The organism is Piscinibacter gummiphilus (genome assembly GCF_002116905.1).
In the GTDB taxonomy this organism is placed as follows: domain Bacteria; phylum Pseudomonadota; class Gammaproteobacteria; order Burkholderiales; family Burkholderiaceae_C; genus Rhizobacter; species Rhizobacter gummiphilus.
Window position 1 is genome coordinate 5,045,971 of the sequence record NZ_CP015118.1, and the last position, 16,960, is coordinate 5,062,930.

Genomic DNA, 16,960 nt, shown 5'->3' on the forward strand with positions numbered 1-16,960 from the left:
CTCGCGCGCACACGAGACGGGCAACCATGGCGACCAGGCGCGGCAGACAGGCAGAGGCGATCGAACTCCAGGGCGCGCTGCGCATGACGATCGGCGGCGCCGACCTCGGCGGCGCCAACCGGGTCGAGCTGCTGCGCGCCGTGGGCGAACAAGGCTCCATCACCCATGCCGCGAAGGCCGTGGGCATGAGCTACAAGGGCGCGTGGGACGCCATCGACGCGATGAACACGCTGGCCGGCGAGCCCCTCGTCGAACGCGCCACCGGCGGCCGCGGCGGCGGCTCCACCCGCCTCACGGCACGCGGCGAGCAGCTCGTCGAGCGCTTCGCCCAGGTCGAGGCCGTGCACGCACGCTTCGTGCGGCTGCTGAGCGACGAAGGCATCGACCTGGCCCAGGAATTCGACCTGTTGAAGATGTTGAACATGAAGACCAGTGCACGCAACCAGCTCACCGGCACCGTCAGCGGCTACAAGGCCGGCGCGGTGAACGACGAGATCGAACTCACGCTCGCCGGCGGCGCCAAGGTCGTCGCCGTGGTCACGCGCGACAGCACCGAACAGCTGGGCCTGCGGCCCGGTGCCACGGCCTTCGCGCTCATCAAGGCCTCGTCGGTGATGCTGGCCACCGACCTCGGCGACGTGCGCCTCTCGGCCCGCAACCAGCTGCACGGCACCATCACCGCGGTGAGCCCCGGTGCCGTCAACACCGAGGTGGTGCTCGACATCGGCGGCGGCGCCAGCGTGGCCGCCGTGGTGACGCAGGCGAGCGCCCAGGCGCTGGGGCTGAAGGTGGGCGGCTCGGCCACCGCCCTGTTCAAGGCCTCCAGCGTGATCCTGGGCACGATGGTCTGAACCACCGCCGCCGCGCCGTCCTCACGGCGTGAACGCGTCCCCCAGCACCAGCCCTTCGCGCCGCGGGTCCGCCCCGCCCACCAGCGCGGGCGCGCCGTTGACGGTCTTGCGCACCACCGTGCCCGTGCCGCTCGACTGCGCCGCGACGCTGACCGTGTGCCCGAGCCCGCGCAGGCCCGTCACGAGCGTGTCGCCCGCGCCATTGTTGGCGGCCACCACGTTCGGGTGTTCACCGCCGACCCCCGTGGTGGGGCTGTTGCTCGCGCCGAAGTTGATCATCGACGTGGCCTGCTGCGCGTTCATGTTCCAATCGAGCACGCCCACGAGCGTCTTCGTGACGAACTGGATGATGCTCGCGCCGCCCGGCGAGCCGGTGCCCATCGCGAAGTCGCCGCGCGAGCCGTCGGTCGCCTTCTCGAACACGAGCGTGGGCGCCATCGAGCTTCGCGGGCGCTTGGACGGGCCGACGCGGTTCGCGATGGGGCCGTTCGTGTCGCTCGGCGAGAACGAGAAGTCGGTCAGCTGGTTGTTCAGCACGAAGCCGCGCACGAACCGGAACGAACCCATCGAGCTTTCCACCGTGGTCGTCATCACCACCACGTTGCCCCGCGCGTCGACGATGGTCATGTGCGTGGTGCCATGGCCCTCCTGTGCGCTGGTGCCCAGGCGCGTCACGCCGGGGAACGTGCCGGCCGCGGCCGTGCCCATGCTGGCGGTGAGCGAGATCCGTGCCGCGCGGTCGCGCAGGTAGTCCTTCGACAGCATCGCGTCGGGGCTGCCGCCGGGCAGCGGCACGAAGTCGGTGTCGGCCACGTACATGTTGCGGTCGGCGTACGCGAGCCGCTCGGCCTCGGCCACGAGGTGCACGCCCAGCACCGCCGGCTTGCCGCCCTCGTCGTCCATCGACGTGGGTGCATGGGCGGCCACGTCGAAGTTCTCGAGGATGCCCAGCGCCTGCAGCACCGCGATGCCGCCGGACGACGGCGGCGGCATGCCGCAGATCCAGTGCGTGCGGTACGTCGCGCACACCGGCGTGCGCTTGACGGCGGTGTAGGCCGCGAGGTCGCTCACCTCGGTGAGGCCGGGCGTCAGCGCGACCGGCGTGTCCACGCCACCCGACGTGGCCTTGATCTCGTCGACGATGGCCTGGGCCACCGGCCCCTTGTAGAACCCGTCGGGGCCCTGCGTGGCGATCAGCGAGAGCGTGTCCGCGTAGTCGGGGTTCAGCAGTTTCGTGCCGAGCGGCTTGGCCGTGCGGGCCGGCGCCGCGCCGAGGAAGTACGCCGCGGCATCGGGGTCGACCAGCAGGCTCGTGCGGTTGGCCGCGATGGCGTCGGCGAGGCGCCCGCTGATCTGGAAGCCGTCGCGGGACAGCTTGATCGCGGGCTGGAACAGGTCGGCCCACGGCAGCTTGCCCTTCTCGCCGTGCGCGAGCGCGAGCAGCTTCACCGCGCCCGGCGTGCCCACCGCACGGCCGCTCGCGCGCACGCCGCTGAAGGCCGCGCCGTCGGTCGTGACCGTGGGCGCCGTGGGCAGCGGGTACGCGGTGTTGGTGTCGCTGATGTGGCGCAGGTAGTTCTCGGTGGCCGCGGCCGGCGCCTGCTCGCGCCCGTCGTAGCTCTCGACCGCCTTCGTGGCCGCGTCGTAGTGCAGCATGAAGGCCCCGCCGCCGATGCCCGACGACTGGGGCTCCACGAGCCCCAGCACCATCTGCACGGCCACCGCGGCGTCCACCGCCGAGCCGCCCTTCTTGAGCACCTCGCACCCCGCCTGGCTGGCGAGCGGGTTCGCGGTGACCACCATGTAGCGCTTGGCGGTCACGGGCTTCAGGCCCAGCTTGTAGCCCGACGACGGCTCGGGCAGCGCCGGGTCGCCCGGCACGCCGGAGCCCACCACCACGCCGCCGTTCGCCGAGGTCTGGCAGGCGCTGTCGACGGCCACCGGCGGATCGTCATCGCTGCCACACGCGGACAGGAAAACGGCGACCAGGGCCAGCGACGCGGCCCTCCAGTGGCCGTGCGGCGGCCTCGTTCCGATCGGGTTCATGGGCGGCTCCTTGGGGAATTCGGACAGGCAGTCCGGAAGGGACCATAGCCGGATGAAAACGGCCTCACACGCGAGGGGTCTTGGCACGTCGGGTCCACAGAGTTGACGACGCGCACGCTGCCCCGTCTTCCTAGGATCCGCACATCCCATACCGGAGATCGCCCATGGACCTGCACACGCGCCCCCGTCGATGCCACCTCGTGCTGGTGGCCGCAGCCGCCCTCGCCGGCATCCGCCCGGCCTCGGCCGCGGACACCGAACTGCAGCAGCGCGCGGCGTTCTACAGCCAGTACGCCGCGCTGGCCGCGGACGTCTACATCACGGGTGGGCGCGTGGACAAGCTCGTGCCGATGGCGCTGGCATCCCCATGGCTGCGCCGGCAGATCAAGGAGTCCCAGGATGCCGGCGCCGCGGAACGCTACGAGGCCCTCGCCGTCACCGCTCGGCAGGCGCAGCGGGACGAGCGTGCCGACGAGATGCCCGCGTTCGCGACCCGCGCCGGGACGCCGGCCGCACCGGCGCGCCCGTCGTCCTCCGCCTCGGAACCCGCGCCCCTGATGAGCCTCGCGACACCCGGCACGTACGAGGCGCCGCGCAACCCCGAGGACTGCAACCGCGAGGACGCGCCCATCGCCCTCGTGCCGTTGAAGACGCGGTCGGGCTGGGAGCGCATTCCCGAACTGCACCGCGAGACCTCGGCCCGGGGCTGGTCGATGTTCGTGCCCGACCTCGCGATGGACGTCTGGCGCCGCGCGCGGGCACCCGAGGGCGGACGCGCCGTCATCGAGTACGCCATCGTGTACCGGGGCACCGACGGTGCGGGTGGTTGGTTCTCCAACATGCGGGGGCTGTTCGCGAACACCCCGATGGTGTGGGACCAGTACCGGCAGGCCCGGGACGTCACCAGCGACACACTCCTGCTGATCGACAAGCTGCACGCACTCACCGACAACATCTTCGGGAGAACGGCCGACGGCACGGGCACGAAGCTGCTGATCACGACCGTCGGGCATTCGCTCGGTGCCGGCATCGCCCGGTACATCTACCTGCGCGACAAGCGGGTGACCCGCGTGGTGGGATTCAACCCGTCGCCCATCGATGGGTCGTCGCAGATCCTCGTCGACGATCGGGACCAGGTCGACGTGGGCCGGGCCACGATCGACGGCGATGCACGAGCGCCCGGTGCGGCGATGTTCATGCTCTACGAACACGGCGAGGTGCTGAACGTCGTCTCGGGCGGCTGCCCCACGGGTCCGGTGTGGGGGGACGGCGGCGGGCCGCACATGCACTGCGAAAGCGTCAACCTGAGCCACGGCAACTGGGTCCGCCAGCACGGCATGCGGCAGCTCGCGTGCAAGCTGCAGATCGCCGCCTGGGGCATCGCCCCCGCGCCCGCGACCACCGCGGCACGCGCGCCCTGACACACCGGCCACGTCCGGCCCGAATCTCAACGTCCCCGGGAGGGAAACATGTCCATCGAACCGTCGGCGCATCGCGCCGTGAGCAAACTCGTCCTTTCGTTTGTCGCGCTGTCCCTGTGCCTGGGTGTCGCGAACGCCCAGTCCGCCGGCAACGGGGCGCCAACGGCGCCACCACCACCAGCACCACCCAAGCCGGCGGCGGCAACGCCCGAAGCCCCGACCGTCCCCAGTGACAACGACCGCATGGACGGCGACCACCTGACGCTGAACAACACGGTCTGGGGCTTCGTGGAAGTGGGGCGGGGAGACGACCTGCGGCGGCGCTGTGCACCGGCCCAGGCCAAGTTCGTCGTGGTGCGTGAGGTCAACGGGTCGCTGACGGTCCGCTTTCTCAAGTTCGACCCGGCCCTGGCCGGGCTGTGCCCCGCCGACCAGATCGTCGCGACACACACCCTCTACCGCATCCAGCGGACCGAGCTGGCCGTGCACGATTTCAAGCGGACCGGCTTCGCGTTCGGTGCGCTGGTCGTGCCGTTCAAGTTCCGCCTGGGCGACAACGAACTCGTCACCTCCTCCACCATCGCGCCCTACGTGGGCTGGCGCATGGGATTCCTCCAATCGACGGGCCTGACGTTCACCCCGGTCCTGTCGGCGGGGCTGGCCCTGGTGCCCGTGGCCGATCCGCAGACGTCGAAGACGGAAACCAAGTCCGCGCTGTCGTTGTCCGCCGGACTCGTGCTGGGCAGCTCGAAGAACGATCAGTTCCAGGCGGGCGTGCTGTTCGGCAAGGACTTCGCGAACCAGTCCGACCGCGAGAAGGACCCCGGGGTCAAGAAGCCCTGGGTCTCGGTCTACATCGGCTACAACATGTCGTCGCACTGAGGCCGGCGGGGCCGGCGAACCCGTCAGGCCGGCTGGGCAACCTGCTGCTGCAACTGCGCCCGCCGCCACGCCGCCGGCGGCAGGCCGGTGGCGCGCTTGAACGCGCGGGCGAACGCCGCCTCGGAGTCGTAACCCACGTCGGCCGCCACCGCCGCGACGTTGGCGTGGCCTTCGCGCAGCAGGCGTGCGCCGCACTGCATGCGCCAACTGGTGAGGTACTGCATCGGAGGCATCCCCGTGAGCGCGACGAACCGCTCGTGCAACGCCGAGCGGGACAGTCCCACACGCCGGCCCAGTTCCTCGAGCGTCCAGTCCTCCGCGGGCTCGGCGTGCAGCAGCGTGATCGCGCGGCCCACCTGGCGGTCGCGCAACGCGCCCAGCCACCCCTGCGATTCGGGCGGCAGTGAATCGAGGTAGCGCCGCGCGCCGTCGACGAACACCATCTCGCTCACCCGCTGCAGCAGCGCCGCGGTGCCCGCGCGCCGCGTCCCCGATTCGGTGACCGCGTGCCGCAGCATCGGCGCCACCCAGTCGCTCACGCCGTCGGCGGGCAGGTGCATCAGGCGCGGCAGCGCGTCGATCAGCGGGTTGAACGGCCGCAGGTCGCATGCGATGAAACCACACACGATGACCGTGCTGGCGTCGTGATCGGGCAACAGGCCCCGCTCGACCATGTTGCCGCGGTACGTCACGGGGATGGGCTTCGGGTCGTCCACCATCCGGAACAGCCAGTCGTCACCGGGCACCGGGTGCAGGCCGGGTGCGCTCGACACCACGTGGGCGTCGCCGTGCGGGAGCATGACGATGTCGCCCTCGCCCAGCTTCAGCGGCGGCTCGCCGTCCACCGCGACCCAGCCGCCGCCCTTCACGAACAGGTGGTACTCGATGATGTGTTCGGCGCCGGGCATCACGGCGGGCGCCACCTCGCTCGACGCGGGCGCGAGCGCCGCCCACTGGTCACGACAGCTGACGTGGAAGAACACGGACCCGCGCAAGCGGACGCTGCGGAGCACGTCGGACAACGGGTCGAAGCTGGTTGTCATGGGTGTTTGTGACGATCGGTTCGGCGGACGTTCGAGCAAGCCGGGACGACGACAGGTGAAGCGCCGGAAGGTGCTGCGGCGAATCATAAGTGCACCGGTTCTTCAGAAACCGGCTCATCCACACACAAGAGGATCAAGCACCATGAACACCGTCATCACCAAGCCCACCACCACCCCCGACTACGCGGCGATCAAACAGCGCCAGCAAGCCACCTGGGCCAGCGGCGACTTCGCCGTCATCGGCACCACGCTGCAGATCGTCGGCGAGATGCTGGCCGAGGCCGCCGACATCCGCTCCGGCGAACGCGTGCTGGATGTCGCCGCCGGCAACGGCAACGCCACGCTCGCCGCGGCGCGCCGCTTCGCCGACGTCACGTCCACCGACTACGTCCCCGCGCTGCTCGACAAGGGCCGCGGCCGTGCGGAGGCCGAAGGCCTCGCCGTGAAGTTCCAGGTCGCCGACGCCGAGGCGCTGCCCTTCGAGGACCACGGCTTCGATGTCGTGCTCTCCACGTTCGGCGTGATGTTCACGCCGAACCAGGCCCAGGCCGCGCGCGAGATGCTGCGCGTCGTGCGCCCGGGCGGCCGCATCGGCCTGGCGAACTGGACGCCGGAAGGCCTCATCGGCCGCCTGTTCAAGATCGTCGGTGCCCACGTGCCGCCGCCGGCCGGGCTGAGCTCGCCCGCGCTGTGGGGCACCGAGGCGCACCTCGTCTCGCTGTTCGGCCCCAAGGCGCGGGACCTGCAGGTGCAGCGCAAGATGTTCCCGTTCCGCTACCGCTCGGCCGAACACTTCGTTCAGGTCTTCCGCGACCTGTACGGCCCGACGCACAAGGCCTTCGCGGCCCTGGACGCGGCCGGCCAGGCCTCGCTCGAACGCCAGATCCTCGCGCTGCTGAACGAGGTCGACATCGGCGGCGGCCACGGCCTCGTCGCGCCGAGCGAGTACGCCGAGATCGTGATCACGGTGGGCTGACGCGATGGCACGGCATCCTTTCACCCTCGGGTTCGCCGCCGTGCTGCTGGGCACGGCCGCCGGCTGCGCCACGCCCCGCGTGGACGCGCCGGCCGGCGACGTCCCGCTGATGACCCTGGCCGCGCAGGGCGTGCAGCTGTACGAGTGCCGTGCCGCGGCGGGCGCGGCACCCGCCTGGGCCTTCGTCGCGCCGGAGGCCGACCTGTTCGACACCGATGGACGCCGCGTGGGCCGGCACGGCGCCGGACCGTCGTGGACCCACGGCGACGGCAGCGGCTTCACGGGCACCGTGCGCACGCGTGCGGATGCGCCTCGGGCCGATGCCATCCCGTGGCTGCTGCTGGCGGCCACGCCGAAGGGGCCGGAGGGCACGTTCTCCGGTGTCAGCAGCGTGCAGCGCATCCACACGGTCGGTGGCCTGCCGCCGGCCGGCGGGTGCACTGCGGCGACGCTCGGGAGCCGCGTGGGCATGGCGTACCGCGCCGACTACGTGCTGTTCGTGCCGCCGGGTTCGCCGGCGCGGGCCGCACGGGCGGCCGTGCCATGAGCGCCGCGGCGCAGGCGCCCCTCGTGGCGTACACGCTGGCGCTCACGCTGGTGCCCGGTCCATCCTCGCTGCTGATCGCCGCATCGGGCGCCCGGTTCGGCGTGGCCCGCTGCGTGCCGCACCTCGCGGGCGCATGGCTCGGCTACGAGTTGCAGCTGCTCGCCGCCGCGGTGGGCCACGGCGTGCCGGTGCTGAACGAGCCGGTGCTGCACACGGCGATGCAGGTGGCCTGCACCGTGTGGCTGCTGTGGCTGGGCTGGCGCGTGCTGGGCGTGCGCGGCGGTGCCCGCACGCCACCACCCGCACCACTCGCATGGACGTCGGCCGCGGTGCTGCAGCTGGCCAACCCGAGGCCGTGGCTGTCGGCCGCCGCCAGCGCCGGGCTGTTCCTGCCGCCCGCCGCGGAGGTGGCCGAACAGGGCGCCTTCCTGCTGTGTGCCGGCGGGGCCGGCGTGACGGGCCTGGCCGCATGGGCCATCGCGGGCGCGGCGCTGCAGCGCTGGCTCGGCCGGCCGCACGTGCAGCAGGCGATGAACCGGACGATGGCCGCGGCGATGGCACTCACCGCGCTGTGGGGATTGCGCGGGGCCTTCCCGCCCGCGTGAGACGACGGGGGAGGCGTTCGGGGATACTGCGGGCTCGGCGGCGCATCGGGCGCCTCCCCCGGAGCGCCCCGCTTGAACGCCATCCCCCTCCCCGGTTCCCGCTTCACCTGGTTCGAACAGGCCGGCCGCGACTTCCCGTTCAACGACGGCGCGGCCGTCCGCCTCACCGGCCCGCAATGGGCCTTCGTGCTGGCGATGCTGGCGCTCGGCTTCGCCGCACTCGTGGCACCCATCCCGTTCTTCGAGACCCGGTACGGCCAGATCGTGCCCGCGCTGCTGTTCGTCGCGCTGCCGCTGTGCGCGCTGGGCCACGTGGCGCCGGGCCATGCCACGGCGCTGTTCCGGCGCGTGCGTGGCGGCGATGTCGCATGGATGGGCGTGTTCGCGGCGCTCGCGCTGGTGGTCAGCGCGGGCATGGCCGTGGTGGTCGAGCACCTGTCGACTGTCGCGGAGAACCCCGCCGCGCAGGCGGTCGAGCACATGGATGGCGCCGACGTCGCGTGGCTGTTCGCGCGCACCGTCCCGCAGCTGATCGGCGAGGAACTGCTGACGATGCTGCCATTCCTCGCGACCCTCTCGTTCGCCCACATGAAGGTCGGCCTGGCGCGGCGCACCGCGGTGTGGTGGGCCGGCGGCGTGTCGACCCTGCTCTTCAGCGCGGCCCACCTGCCCACGTACGACTGGAACGTGGCCCAGTGCTTCTTCGTCATCGGCGCCGCACGGGTCGCGCTCACGCTCGCCTACGTCAAGACGAAGAACCTGTGGGTGCCGGTGGGTGCGCACGTGCTGATGGACTGGACCGCGCTCGGGGCCACGTGGGCCGCGGCGCAGTAGGCCGATGATCGAGCAGCGCTTCCTGCGGGACACCCTCGCGAACCGGAACAACCGGGCCATCCTCGACCGCTGGGCCACGCTCGACCTGCCTGATGGCTGGCTCGTCGCGGGCTGCCTGTTCCAGACCGTGTGGAACCTGCAGGCGGGGCGAACCGCCGAGGCGGACATCAAGGACTACGACCTCTTCTACTTCGATGGCGGCGACCTGGGGGCCGAGGCGGAGCGGCACGTGCAGGCGCGCGCGGACGAAGTGCTCGGCGACCTCGGCATCACGGTCGAGGCCGCCAATCAGGCGCGCGTGCACCTCTGGTACGAGGCGCACTTCGGCGAGCCCTATCCCACCGTGCTGCGCAACGCCCGCGATGGCATCGAGCGCTTCCTCGTGCCAGCCACGTGCGTGGGCATTCGCCCGGGCGAGGTGTGTGCGCCATACGGCCTCGACGGCCTCTATGCGGGCGTGATGACGATGAACCCGCTGGTGCCGCACCGGGCGTTGTTCGAGCGGAAGGTGGCGTCGTACCGGGCGAGGTGGCCGTGGTTGCGGGTCGTCGAAGGATCGCCCGTTTGAGTCCTCGCTCGATCGCCCTGGTTCTCGCCGTGGTCCTCGCGGCCTGCGATCGGCCGGAGGCGCCCGCGGCACCCGATCCAGTGGCGGGCGAGGTGGCCTTCCGGCAATGCGCGTCGTGCCACCAGGTGGGGCCGTCGGCGCGCGCGGGGTTCGGACCGCAGCTCAACGGCATCGTCGGTCGCAGGGCCGCGGCGACGGCCGACTACAACTACTCGTCCGCGCTCCGGAACAGCGGGATCGTGTGGTCGGACGAGACGCTCGCGGCGTACATCCGCGATCCCGATGCGGCGGTGCCAGGAACGAAGATGCGGTTCCTGTGCCTGGGGTGCAGTGATCGGACGGTGGCGGATCTGCTGGCGTACCTGCGGACCTTGTGATCGGAGGGAAGGCGTTTGCTCCTTTGCCGCGCCGGAGGAGCGTCTGGCGGCGCAGATCGTCCGGCCACCCTCACGCCGGACCCGGCCCGCGGCTGCGACTCCGTCCGAGACGGAGGCACAACACGACGATGAAGCCCACCACGGAGAACAGCAATCCATGGAGGACGGCCGCACCGATCGTGGCCCGAAGCACCACGACACCGAATGAGAATCCGAAGGCGAAGCCGTAGGCAATGGGCAGGTAGCGATACAGCCCCTTCTCGTTCCACCAGCGCAACGCCAGCCAAGCCGCCAGGCCGAGGCCGCTCAGGAAGACGAGCGCGAAGATCCCCGGAGTCTTCATCAGGTACAATCCTGCCAGTTGACTTGCATCGACGAGTCAGCGCCTGTACAGGCAAAGCCGCTTGCGTCGGCGCGTCGAGTGTTCGAACGACGAGAAAAACAACAAGAGCACACGCAATGTGCCGTAAACGTGGGCCGCGAAAGAGCCCACGACCAAATCTCCTGCTGATGAAGCCCGCCTCGAGCGGGCTTTTTCATGGGCGCGCCGAGCTCAGGCGTCGAAGCCGACAAAGACAGCCGCTTCGTCCACGGACTTCCGCATCGACACGACCGCATTCGCCGGGAAGCTGTCGTCCGGCCAGCCCATCGCCACACAGGTCTGGATGACCTGGTCCTCCGCGATGCCCGCCTCGGCGCGCACGACCGGCGACTGCATGATGCCCTGGCTGTTGATGACACAGCCCAGGCCCCGCGCCCATGCTGCATTGACGAGGCAGTTGACCACCCCGCCGCAGTCGAACGGGGCCACGTCGCTTCCGTGGATCGAGCGGTCGTAGGTGACGACGATCGACACGGGCGCGTCGAATTGGCGGAAGCCGCGGAGCACCCATTCCTGGCGCCGTTCCTTGTCGTCGCGTTCGATGCCCATCGCGCCGAAGAGCTGCTTGGCCACGCCGATCTGGCGTTCGCGGTGGACGCCGGCGTAGTCGGGGCCGACGCGGAATTCTCTCGAATGCGGTACCCCGGCGAGGTTGCGTTCCACGTTGCCGGCGCGGATGCGGTCGAGGGCGTCGCCCGTCACCACGTAGAAGTTCCAGGGTTGGGTGTTGTAGGACGTGGGGGCGCGCATGGCCAGCGAGAGGATCTCGCGGATCAATTCCTTCGAGACGGGCTTGGGGAGGAAGCCGCGGATGCTTCGGCGGGACTGAATCACTTCATCGAACTGCATCGGTGCCTCGCGTTGGTCAGAATCCTGCGCAGTCTAGGGGCGGATCGTTCGGTGGTTCGTCGCGGTGGTGACTCGACCGCTGGCCGAAGCCTCCGGCTTCGTCGGAGGAGGGTTTGGCTCAGAATCGCTTGAGCGATTCTTCGGGGCTTCGCCCCGCGGGCCGATGGCCCGCGCCCAAACAGTCCACCGGACTGTTTGAACGAACCCTGTGAGGGTTCTCGACCCTCCCACTCGAACGCCAATGAAAAGAGCCCGCACATGGCGGGCTCTTTGCATTGGCGGAGAGGGAGGGATTCGAACCCTCGGTACGTTGCCGTACGCCTGATTTCGAGTCAGGTACAATCGACCACTCTGCCACCTCTCCTGGTGTCACTGCTGGCAGGTCGCTGCCAAGCCGCAGATTCTAGCCGAGAAATGGAAAGCAACTCAAGCTTTCAACACCTCGAGCCCACCGAGGTACGAACGCAGAGCCTCCGGAACCGTGACGGATCCATCAGCGTTCTGGTAATTCTCGAGCACGGCCACCAGCGTGCGACCCACCGCCAGGCCCGAACCGTTCAGCGTGTGCACGAGTTCGTTCTTGCCCTGGGCGTTCTTGAAGCGGGCCTGCATGCGGCGGGCCTGGAAGCCTTCGGTGTTCGAGACCGAGCTGATCTCGCGGTAGGTGTCCTGCGCGGGCACCCACACTTCGAGGTCGTGTGTCTTCGTCGAACCGAAGCCCATGTCGCCGCTGCACAGCAGCACCACGCGGTACGGGAGGCCGAGCTTCTGCAGCACGGCTTCGGCGTGGCCGGTCATCTCGTCGAGGGCCTCGTAGCTCTTCTCCGGGTGAACGATCTGCACCATCTCGACCTTGTCGAACTGGTGCTGGCGGATCATGCCGCGCGTGTCGCGGCCGGCGCTGCCCGCTTCCGAGCGGAAGCACGGGCTGTGGGCGGTGAGCTTGATGGGCAGGGCGTCGGCGGCCAGCACGGTCTCGCGCACGCTGTTGGTCAGCGAGATCTCCGAGGTGGAGATGAGGTACTGCTCCGGCTGGTTCTCGTCGCCGCCGCGGCTCACCCAGAACATGTCTTCCTTGAACTTCGGCAGCTGGCCGGTGCCTTCCAGCACCTCGCGGTTGACGATGTACGGGGTGTAGCACTCGGTGTAGCCGTGCTCGACCGTCTGCATGTCCAGCATGAACTGCGCGAGGGCGCGGTGCAGGCGGGCGATGGGGCCCTTCAGGAACGAGAAGCGCGAGCCCGAGAGCTTCGCACCGGTGTCGAAGTCGAGGCCGAGCGGCGCGCCGAGGTCGACGTGGTCGCGCACCGGGAAGTCGAACACGCGCGGGGTGCCCCAGCGGCGCAGTTCGACGTTGGCGTTTTCGTCCGAGCCGGTGGGCACGCTCTCGTGCGGGAGGTTCGGCACGTTCATCAGCAGCGTGGCGAGTTCGCTCTGGATCACGTCCAGGCGGTCGGCCGAGTTCTTCAGTTCGTCGCCCAGGCCACCCACCTCGGCCATCACGGCGGTGGTGTCCTCGCCCCGGCCCTTCATGCCGCCGATCTGCTTCGAGAGGCTGTTGCGCTTGGCCTGCAGTTCCTCGGTGCGGGTCTGGATGGCCTTGCGTTCGTTCTCCAGCGACTGGAACCGGTCCACGTCGAGGTAGGGCTGGGGCGACTTGCGCCGCTCCAGCGCGGCGACGACGCTCGGGAGGTCTTTGCGCAGCAGGGTGATGTCGAGCATGGTGTCGGTCTTCTTGTCTGAGAACGAAAGGGAAAAGTTCAGCGCGGCGCGACGCCGGCCATGGCCTTGTCGCCGAGGCCCATCGGGAGCGGGAAGTGCACGGTCTCCTCGACACCGGGCATCTTGCGCACCGACACGGCGCCGAGCGCACGCAGGCGTTCGATGACTTCGGTGACGAGGATCTCCGGCGCGGACGCACCCGCGGTGAGGCCCACCCGGCGGCGGCCCTCGAACCATTCGGACTTCAGGTCGTCGGCCTTGTCGACCATGTAGGCGTCGGCACCCAGGCGTTCGCCCAGCTCGCGCAGGCGGTTGCTGTTGGAGCTGGTGGGGCTGCCCACCACGATCAGCACGTCGACCTGCGGGGCCAGCACCTTGACCGCGTCCTGGCGGTTCTGGGTGGCGTAGCAGATGTCCTGCTGCTTCGGTTCGCGCACGTTGGGGAAGCGGCGCTTCACGGCGGCGAGGATCTCGGCGGCGTCGTCGACCGACAGCGTGGTCTGGGTGACCACCGCGAGCTTGTCGCTCTGGGCCACCTGCACGCTGTCGACGTCGGCCACGTCCTCCACGAGGTAGATGCCCTCGTTGAGCTGGCCCATCGTGCCTTCCACTTCGGGGTGCCCCTTGTGGCCGATCATGATGAAGTCGTAGCCTTCCTTGTGCAGCTTGGCCACCTCCACGTGCACCTTGGTGACGAGCGGACAGGTGGCGTCGAAGATGCTGAAGCCGCGGGCCTGGGCCTCGCGCCGCACTTCCTGCGAGACGCCGTGCGCGCTGAACACCAGCGTGGCGCCAGGCGGCACGTCGGCCAGGTCCTCGATGAAGATGGCGCCCTTGGCCTTCAGGTCGTTCACGACATAGGTGTTGTGGACGATCTCGTGGCGCACGTAGATGGGCGCGCCGAACTTGCGGATGGCGCGCTCGACGATCTCGATGGCGCGGTCGACCCCTGCGCAGAAGCCGCGGGGTTCGGCCAGCAGCACCTCGTCGAGGCCGGTGGGTTGTGCTTCAGCCATCACAGCACCCCGATCAGGTGGACTTCGAACGTGACCGGCTGGCCGGCCAGCGGGTGGTTGAAGTCGAAGAGGAGCCAGTCGGTGCCCTTCTCGCGCACGACACCGGCGTACGAGGCCTGGCCGTCGGGCGTGGGGAACTGCACCACGTCGCCGACGTGGTACTCGGCGTCGGGGTCGCCCAGCTCGTGCAGCAGCGAGACCTTCACCTTCTGCAGCATCTCGGGGTTGCGCTCGCCGAAGGCTTCGCCCGGGGCGAGCGTGAAGGACGTGCGCGTGCCCTCCGGCAGGCCCAGCAGGCGGGCCTCCATGGCGGGGGCGAGTTCACCCGTGCCGAGCGACAGCGTGGCCGGCTTCTCGTTGAAAGTGTTGATCAGGTCGGCGCCGTCGGGCCCCGCCAGGCGGTAGTGCAGGGTCAGGAACGAGCCCTGTTGAACGTGGTTCAAGGAATATCCCGGTTCGATGGACTGAGGGGCAATTTTAGGTGCCCGGGCGAACCCGGTCCCGGAAATGCCCTGAAATAGCATTTTCCTGTGCTCAAAGACCTCCCTCCCGACGCCCGCCCGCGCGAAAAACTGCTCGCCCGCGGCCCCGCCGCGCTCGCCGACACCGAACTGCTCGCCCTGCTGCTGCGCACCGGGGTGCGGGGCACGCCGGTCATGCAGCTGGCGCGCAACCTCCTCGACCAGTTCGCCGGCCTGCCGGCCCTGCTGCAGGCCAGCCCCGACGAACTGAAGCAGGTGCGCGGCCTCGGCCCCGCCAAGCGGGCCGAACTGGGCGCCGTGCTCGAACTCGCCCGCCGGTCCCTGACCCAGGAACTGGCCGAACGCCCGGTGTTCGACAGCCCCGCCCGCGTGAAGCAGCACCTGCGCCTCACCCTCGGCCACCTGCCCCACGAGGTGTTCGCCGTGCTGTTCCTCGACGCCCAGAACCGCCTGATGCGCCTGGAGGAAATGTTCCGAGGCACCCTCACGCAAACGAGCGTGTACCCCAGGGAAGTGGTGCGCCGCGCACTGGAGCTGCACGCGGCGGCCGTGGTGCTGGCCCACAACCACCCGTCGGGCCTGGCCGAGCCCTCGCGGGCCGACGAGTTCCTCACCACGGCGTTGAAGAACGCGCTGAACCTGGTCGACGTGCGGGTGCTCGACCACCTGGTGGTGGGGCGCACCGAGGTCGTGTCGTTCGCGGAACGGGGATTGCTTTGACCGCCCGGCGGCCCTCCCGCACATGCCCGACAATCGAGCCACCGTGACCAAGATCAAGAGCCTCCATGACCTCGCCGACCTGCGCGTCGCCTTGAAAAAGGCCGAGCAGGAGGCCGCCGAACGCGCCGAACGCGAGCGGGTCGAGGCGGCGCGCCTCGAGCGCGAGCGCAACCTGTTCTCGCACGCCGTGGGCCGCGTCAGCGCGCTGCCGTCCACGGGACGCGTGGAGCCCGTGCGCGCGCGGGTCGAACCCGAGCCGCGCCAGCGCGAGCAGGACGAGCAGGCCGTGCTGCGCGAGGCCATCTCCGACGAGTTCGACGTCGAGACCCTGCTCGACACCGACGAGGCCCTGTCGTTCCGCCGCCCCGACATCGGCATCAACGTCGTGCGCAAGCTGCGCCGCGGCGGCTGGACCATCCAGGCCCAGATCGACCTGCACGGCCTGCGCCGCGACGAGGCCCGCGAGCAGCTCGCGGCCTTCCTGCGCGACGTGGTGCGCCGCGGCCTGCGCTGCGTGCGCGTGGTCCACGGCAAGGGCAACGGCTCGCCCGGCCGCGAACCCGTGCTCAAGGGCAAGGTGCGCACGTGGCTCGTGCAGAAGCAGGAAGTGATCGCCTTCGTGCAGGCCCGCGCCTCCGAGGGCGGCCACGGGGCGCTGATCGTGCTGCTGAACGCCACGTCGGGCCCGTCGTCCTCGGCCACCACCCTCGCCTCCCCCTTGTCCCCTTCGCCCGAGACGAAACGCCCCCGATGAGCTGGCACGGCCACCTGACCCTGAACTACCGCCGCGACGGCGCCCGCACCACCGTCGCCGACCGCCACACCGGCCCGCTGCGCATCCTGCAGAGCCTCTACCCCGAGGGCCCCGGCATCTGCCACAACGTGCTGGTGCATCCGCCCGCGGGCATCGCCGGTGGCGACGTGCTGGGCATCGACACCACCGTGGGCGCCGGGGCGCACGCGTTCATCACCACGCCGGGCGCCACGCGCTTCTACAAGAGCAACGGGCAACCCGCGCTGCAGACGGTGTCGGTGCAGGTCGAGGACCACGCCCGCCTCGAATGGCTGCCGCTCGAGACGTTGTGCTACCCGCGCCTGCTCGCGGAGAACCGCATGGCGTTTTCACTCGCGCCGCAGGCCGAGATGATCGGCTGGGACGTGCTGGCCCTCGGCCTGCCGGCCAGCGGCGCGCCGTTCGACGCCGGCCGCTTCACGCAGGAAATCCGCCTCGGCGACGCGTGGCTCGAACGGGGCACGGTCGACGGCGGCGACCACCGGCTGCTGCAGTCCCCGCTCGGCTGGGCGGGCCGCAGCGTGATGGCCACGATGTGGTTCGCCGCGGGTTCGGCCCTCTCCACCGAACGACGCGACCGGCTGCTCGCAGGGGCACGCGAAGCCTTCGAGGGCCACGCCCTCGCCCACGTCGCCGGGGCCACGTCCCCCCATGGGCAGGTGGTGGTGGTGCGCACGCTCGCGCACCGGGTCGAGCCGGCGATGGGCCTGCTCACCGCGGTGTGGTCGCGCTGGCGCCGCGACGTGTGGCAGCTCGGCGCCACGGTGCCGCGCGTGTGGCGCACCTGAAACGAAAAAAAGGGCCGCCCAGCGGCGGCCCAAGAGGAGTCGAAGCGAATGGAAGCGA

Annotated in this window: 19 protein-coding genes and 1 tRNA gene; 12 read left to right on the forward strand and 8 right to left on the reverse strand. The window is 70.3% G+C overall.

Annotation, left to right across the window (positions count from 1 at the left end; genetic code table 11):
• The first annotated feature begins 26 nt into the window (after window positions 1-26).
• The gene (locus tag A4W93_RS23030; protein WP_085752835.1) at window positions 27-851 is read left to right on the forward strand and encodes a TOBE domain-containing protein; all 825 of its coding nucleotides are present in this window, start codon (window positions 27-29) and stop codon (window positions 849-851) included.
• A 21-nt stretch (window positions 852-872) separates the two neighbouring features.
• Here the strand turns inward: A4W93_RS23030 and ggt are convergent, their stop codons facing one another.
• Entirely contained in the window at window positions 873-2,897 is a 2,025-nt protein-coding gene (ggt, locus tag A4W93_RS23035; protein ID WP_085752836.1) for a gamma-glutamyltransferase, read from the reverse strand.
• Between the two features lie 164 nt (window positions 2,898-3,061).
• On the opposite strand from ggt, the gene A4W93_RS23040 reads away from it, so the two are divergent.
• The gene (locus tag A4W93_RS23040; protein WP_085752837.1) at window positions 3,062-4,318 is read left to right on the forward strand and encodes a hypothetical protein; all 1,257 of its coding nucleotides are present in this window, start codon (window positions 3,062-3,064) and stop codon (window positions 4,316-4,318) included.
• A gap of 48 nt (window positions 4,319-4,366) precedes the next feature.
• Window positions 4,367-5,200, forward strand: a complete 834-nt coding sequence (locus tag A4W93_RS23045; RefSeq protein ID WP_157131757.1) for a hypothetical protein — start codon at window positions 4,367-4,369, stop codon at window positions 5,198-5,200.
• Window positions 5,201-5,223: 23 nt separating this feature from the next.
• Here the strand turns inward: A4W93_RS23045 and A4W93_RS23050 are convergent, their stop codons facing one another.
• The gene (locus A4W93_RS23050; RefSeq protein ID WP_085752839.1) at window positions 5,224-6,243 is read right to left on the reverse strand and encodes an AraC family transcriptional regulator; all 1,020 of its coding nucleotides are present in this window, start codon (window positions 6,241-6,243) and stop codon (window positions 5,224-5,226) included.
• A gap of 142 nt (window positions 6,244-6,385) precedes the next feature.
• Between A4W93_RS23050 and A4W93_RS23055 the strand changes: the two genes are divergently transcribed.
• From A4W93_RS23055 to A4W93_RS23080, 6 genes are all read left to right on the forward strand, one after another.
• Window positions 6,386-7,219 (forward strand): class I SAM-dependent methyltransferase, encoded by an 834-nt coding sequence (locus A4W93_RS23055; RefSeq protein WP_085752840.1) that lies wholly within the window; start codon window positions 6,386-6,388, stop codon window positions 7,217-7,219.
• A 4-nt stretch (window positions 7,220-7,223) separates the two neighbouring features.
• The gene (locus A4W93_RS23060; RefSeq protein WP_085752841.1) at window positions 7,224-7,766 is read left to right on the forward strand and encodes a DUF3455 domain-containing protein; all 543 of its coding nucleotides are present in this window, start codon (window positions 7,224-7,226) and stop codon (window positions 7,764-7,766) included.
• On the forward strand, window positions 7,763-8,371 hold the full coding sequence (locus A4W93_RS23065; protein ID WP_085752842.1) for a LysE family translocator: 609 nt from the start codon (window positions 7,763-7,765) through the stop codon (window positions 8,369-8,371). Before A4W93_RS23060 ends, A4W93_RS23065 begins: the two co-directional genes overlap by 4 nt.
• Before the next feature lie 72 nt (window positions 8,372-8,443).
• On the forward strand, window positions 8,444-9,205 hold the full coding sequence (locus A4W93_RS23070; protein WP_085752843.1) for a CPBP family intramembrane glutamic endopeptidase: 762 nt from the start codon (window positions 8,444-8,446) through the stop codon (window positions 9,203-9,205).
• A 4-nt stretch (window positions 9,206-9,209) separates the two neighbouring features.
• Entirely contained in the window at window positions 9,210-9,773 is a 564-nt protein-coding gene (locus A4W93_RS23075) for a nucleotidyltransferase family protein (protein ID WP_085752844.1), read from the forward strand.
• The gene (locus A4W93_RS23080; RefSeq protein ID WP_237357602.1) at window positions 9,770-10,150 is read left to right on the forward strand and encodes a c-type cytochrome; all 381 of its coding nucleotides are present in this window, start codon (window positions 9,770-9,772) and stop codon (window positions 10,148-10,150) included. Before A4W93_RS23075 ends, A4W93_RS23080 begins: the two co-directional genes overlap by 4 nt.
• A 70-nt stretch (window positions 10,151-10,220) precedes the next feature.
• Here A4W93_RS23080 and A4W93_RS23085 read toward each other — a convergent pair whose 3' ends face one another.
• The 6 genes from A4W93_RS23085 to A4W93_RS23110 form a co-directional block, all read right to left on the reverse strand.
• A complete protein-coding gene (locus A4W93_RS23085) occupies window positions 10,221-10,493 on the reverse strand; it encodes a hypothetical protein (RefSeq protein WP_085752845.1) in 273 nt (90 codons plus the stop codon).
• Window positions 10,494-10,703: 210 nt separating this feature from the next.
• The gene (locus A4W93_RS23090) at window positions 10,704-11,381 is read right to left on the reverse strand and encodes a nitroreductase (RefSeq protein ID WP_085752846.1); all 678 of its coding nucleotides are present in this window, start codon (window positions 11,379-11,381) and stop codon (window positions 10,704-10,706) included.
• A gap of 276 nt (window positions 11,382-11,657) precedes the next feature.
• A tRNA-Ser gene (locus A4W93_RS23095) sits at window positions 11,658-11,745 on the reverse strand.
• Between the two features lie 62 nt (window positions 11,746-11,807).
• Window positions 11,808-13,103, reverse strand: coding sequence for a serine--tRNA ligase (gene serS / locus A4W93_RS23100; protein ID WP_085752847.1), 1,296 nt, complete (start codon window positions 13,101-13,103; stop codon window positions 11,808-11,810).
• Window positions 13,104-13,141: 38 nt separating this feature from the next.
• On the reverse strand, window positions 13,142-14,119 hold the full coding sequence (ispH, locus tag A4W93_RS23105) for a 4-hydroxy-3-methylbut-2-enyl diphosphate reductase (RefSeq protein ID WP_085752848.1): 978 nt from the start codon (window positions 14,117-14,119) through the stop codon (window positions 13,142-13,144).
• Window positions 14,119-14,562 (reverse strand): FKBP-type peptidyl-prolyl cis-trans isomerase, encoded by a 444-nt coding sequence (locus A4W93_RS23110; RefSeq protein WP_237357603.1) that lies wholly within the window; start codon window positions 14,560-14,562, stop codon window positions 14,119-14,121. The genes ispH and A4W93_RS23110 overlap by 1 nt, the downstream gene beginning before the upstream one ends.
• A gap of 87 nt (window positions 14,563-14,649) precedes the next feature.
• Here A4W93_RS23110 and radC point away from each other — a divergent pair, with 87 nt between their 5' ends.
• The 3 genes from radC to A4W93_RS23125 are packed head-to-tail and all read left to right on the forward strand — an operon-like array spanning window position 14,650 to window position 16,902.
• Window positions 14,650-15,321 carry a RadC family protein gene (gene radC, locus A4W93_RS23115; protein ID WP_085752850.1) on the forward strand — a complete coding sequence of 224 codons (672 nt, stop codon included), beginning with the start codon at window positions 14,650-14,652 and terminating at the stop codon, window positions 15,319-15,321.
• Between the two features lie 22 nt (window positions 15,322-15,343).
• Window positions 15,344-16,075, forward strand: coding sequence for a Smr/MutS family protein (locus A4W93_RS23120; RefSeq protein WP_085752851.1), 732 nt, complete (start codon window positions 15,344-15,346; stop codon window positions 16,073-16,075).
• Window positions 16,072-16,902, forward strand: a complete 831-nt coding sequence (locus tag A4W93_RS23125; RefSeq protein ID WP_085752852.1) for an urease accessory protein UreD — start codon at window positions 16,072-16,074, stop codon at window positions 16,900-16,902. The genes A4W93_RS23120 and A4W93_RS23125 overlap by 4 nt, the downstream gene beginning before the upstream one ends.
• Window positions 16,903-16,960: the final 58 nt, after the last annotated feature.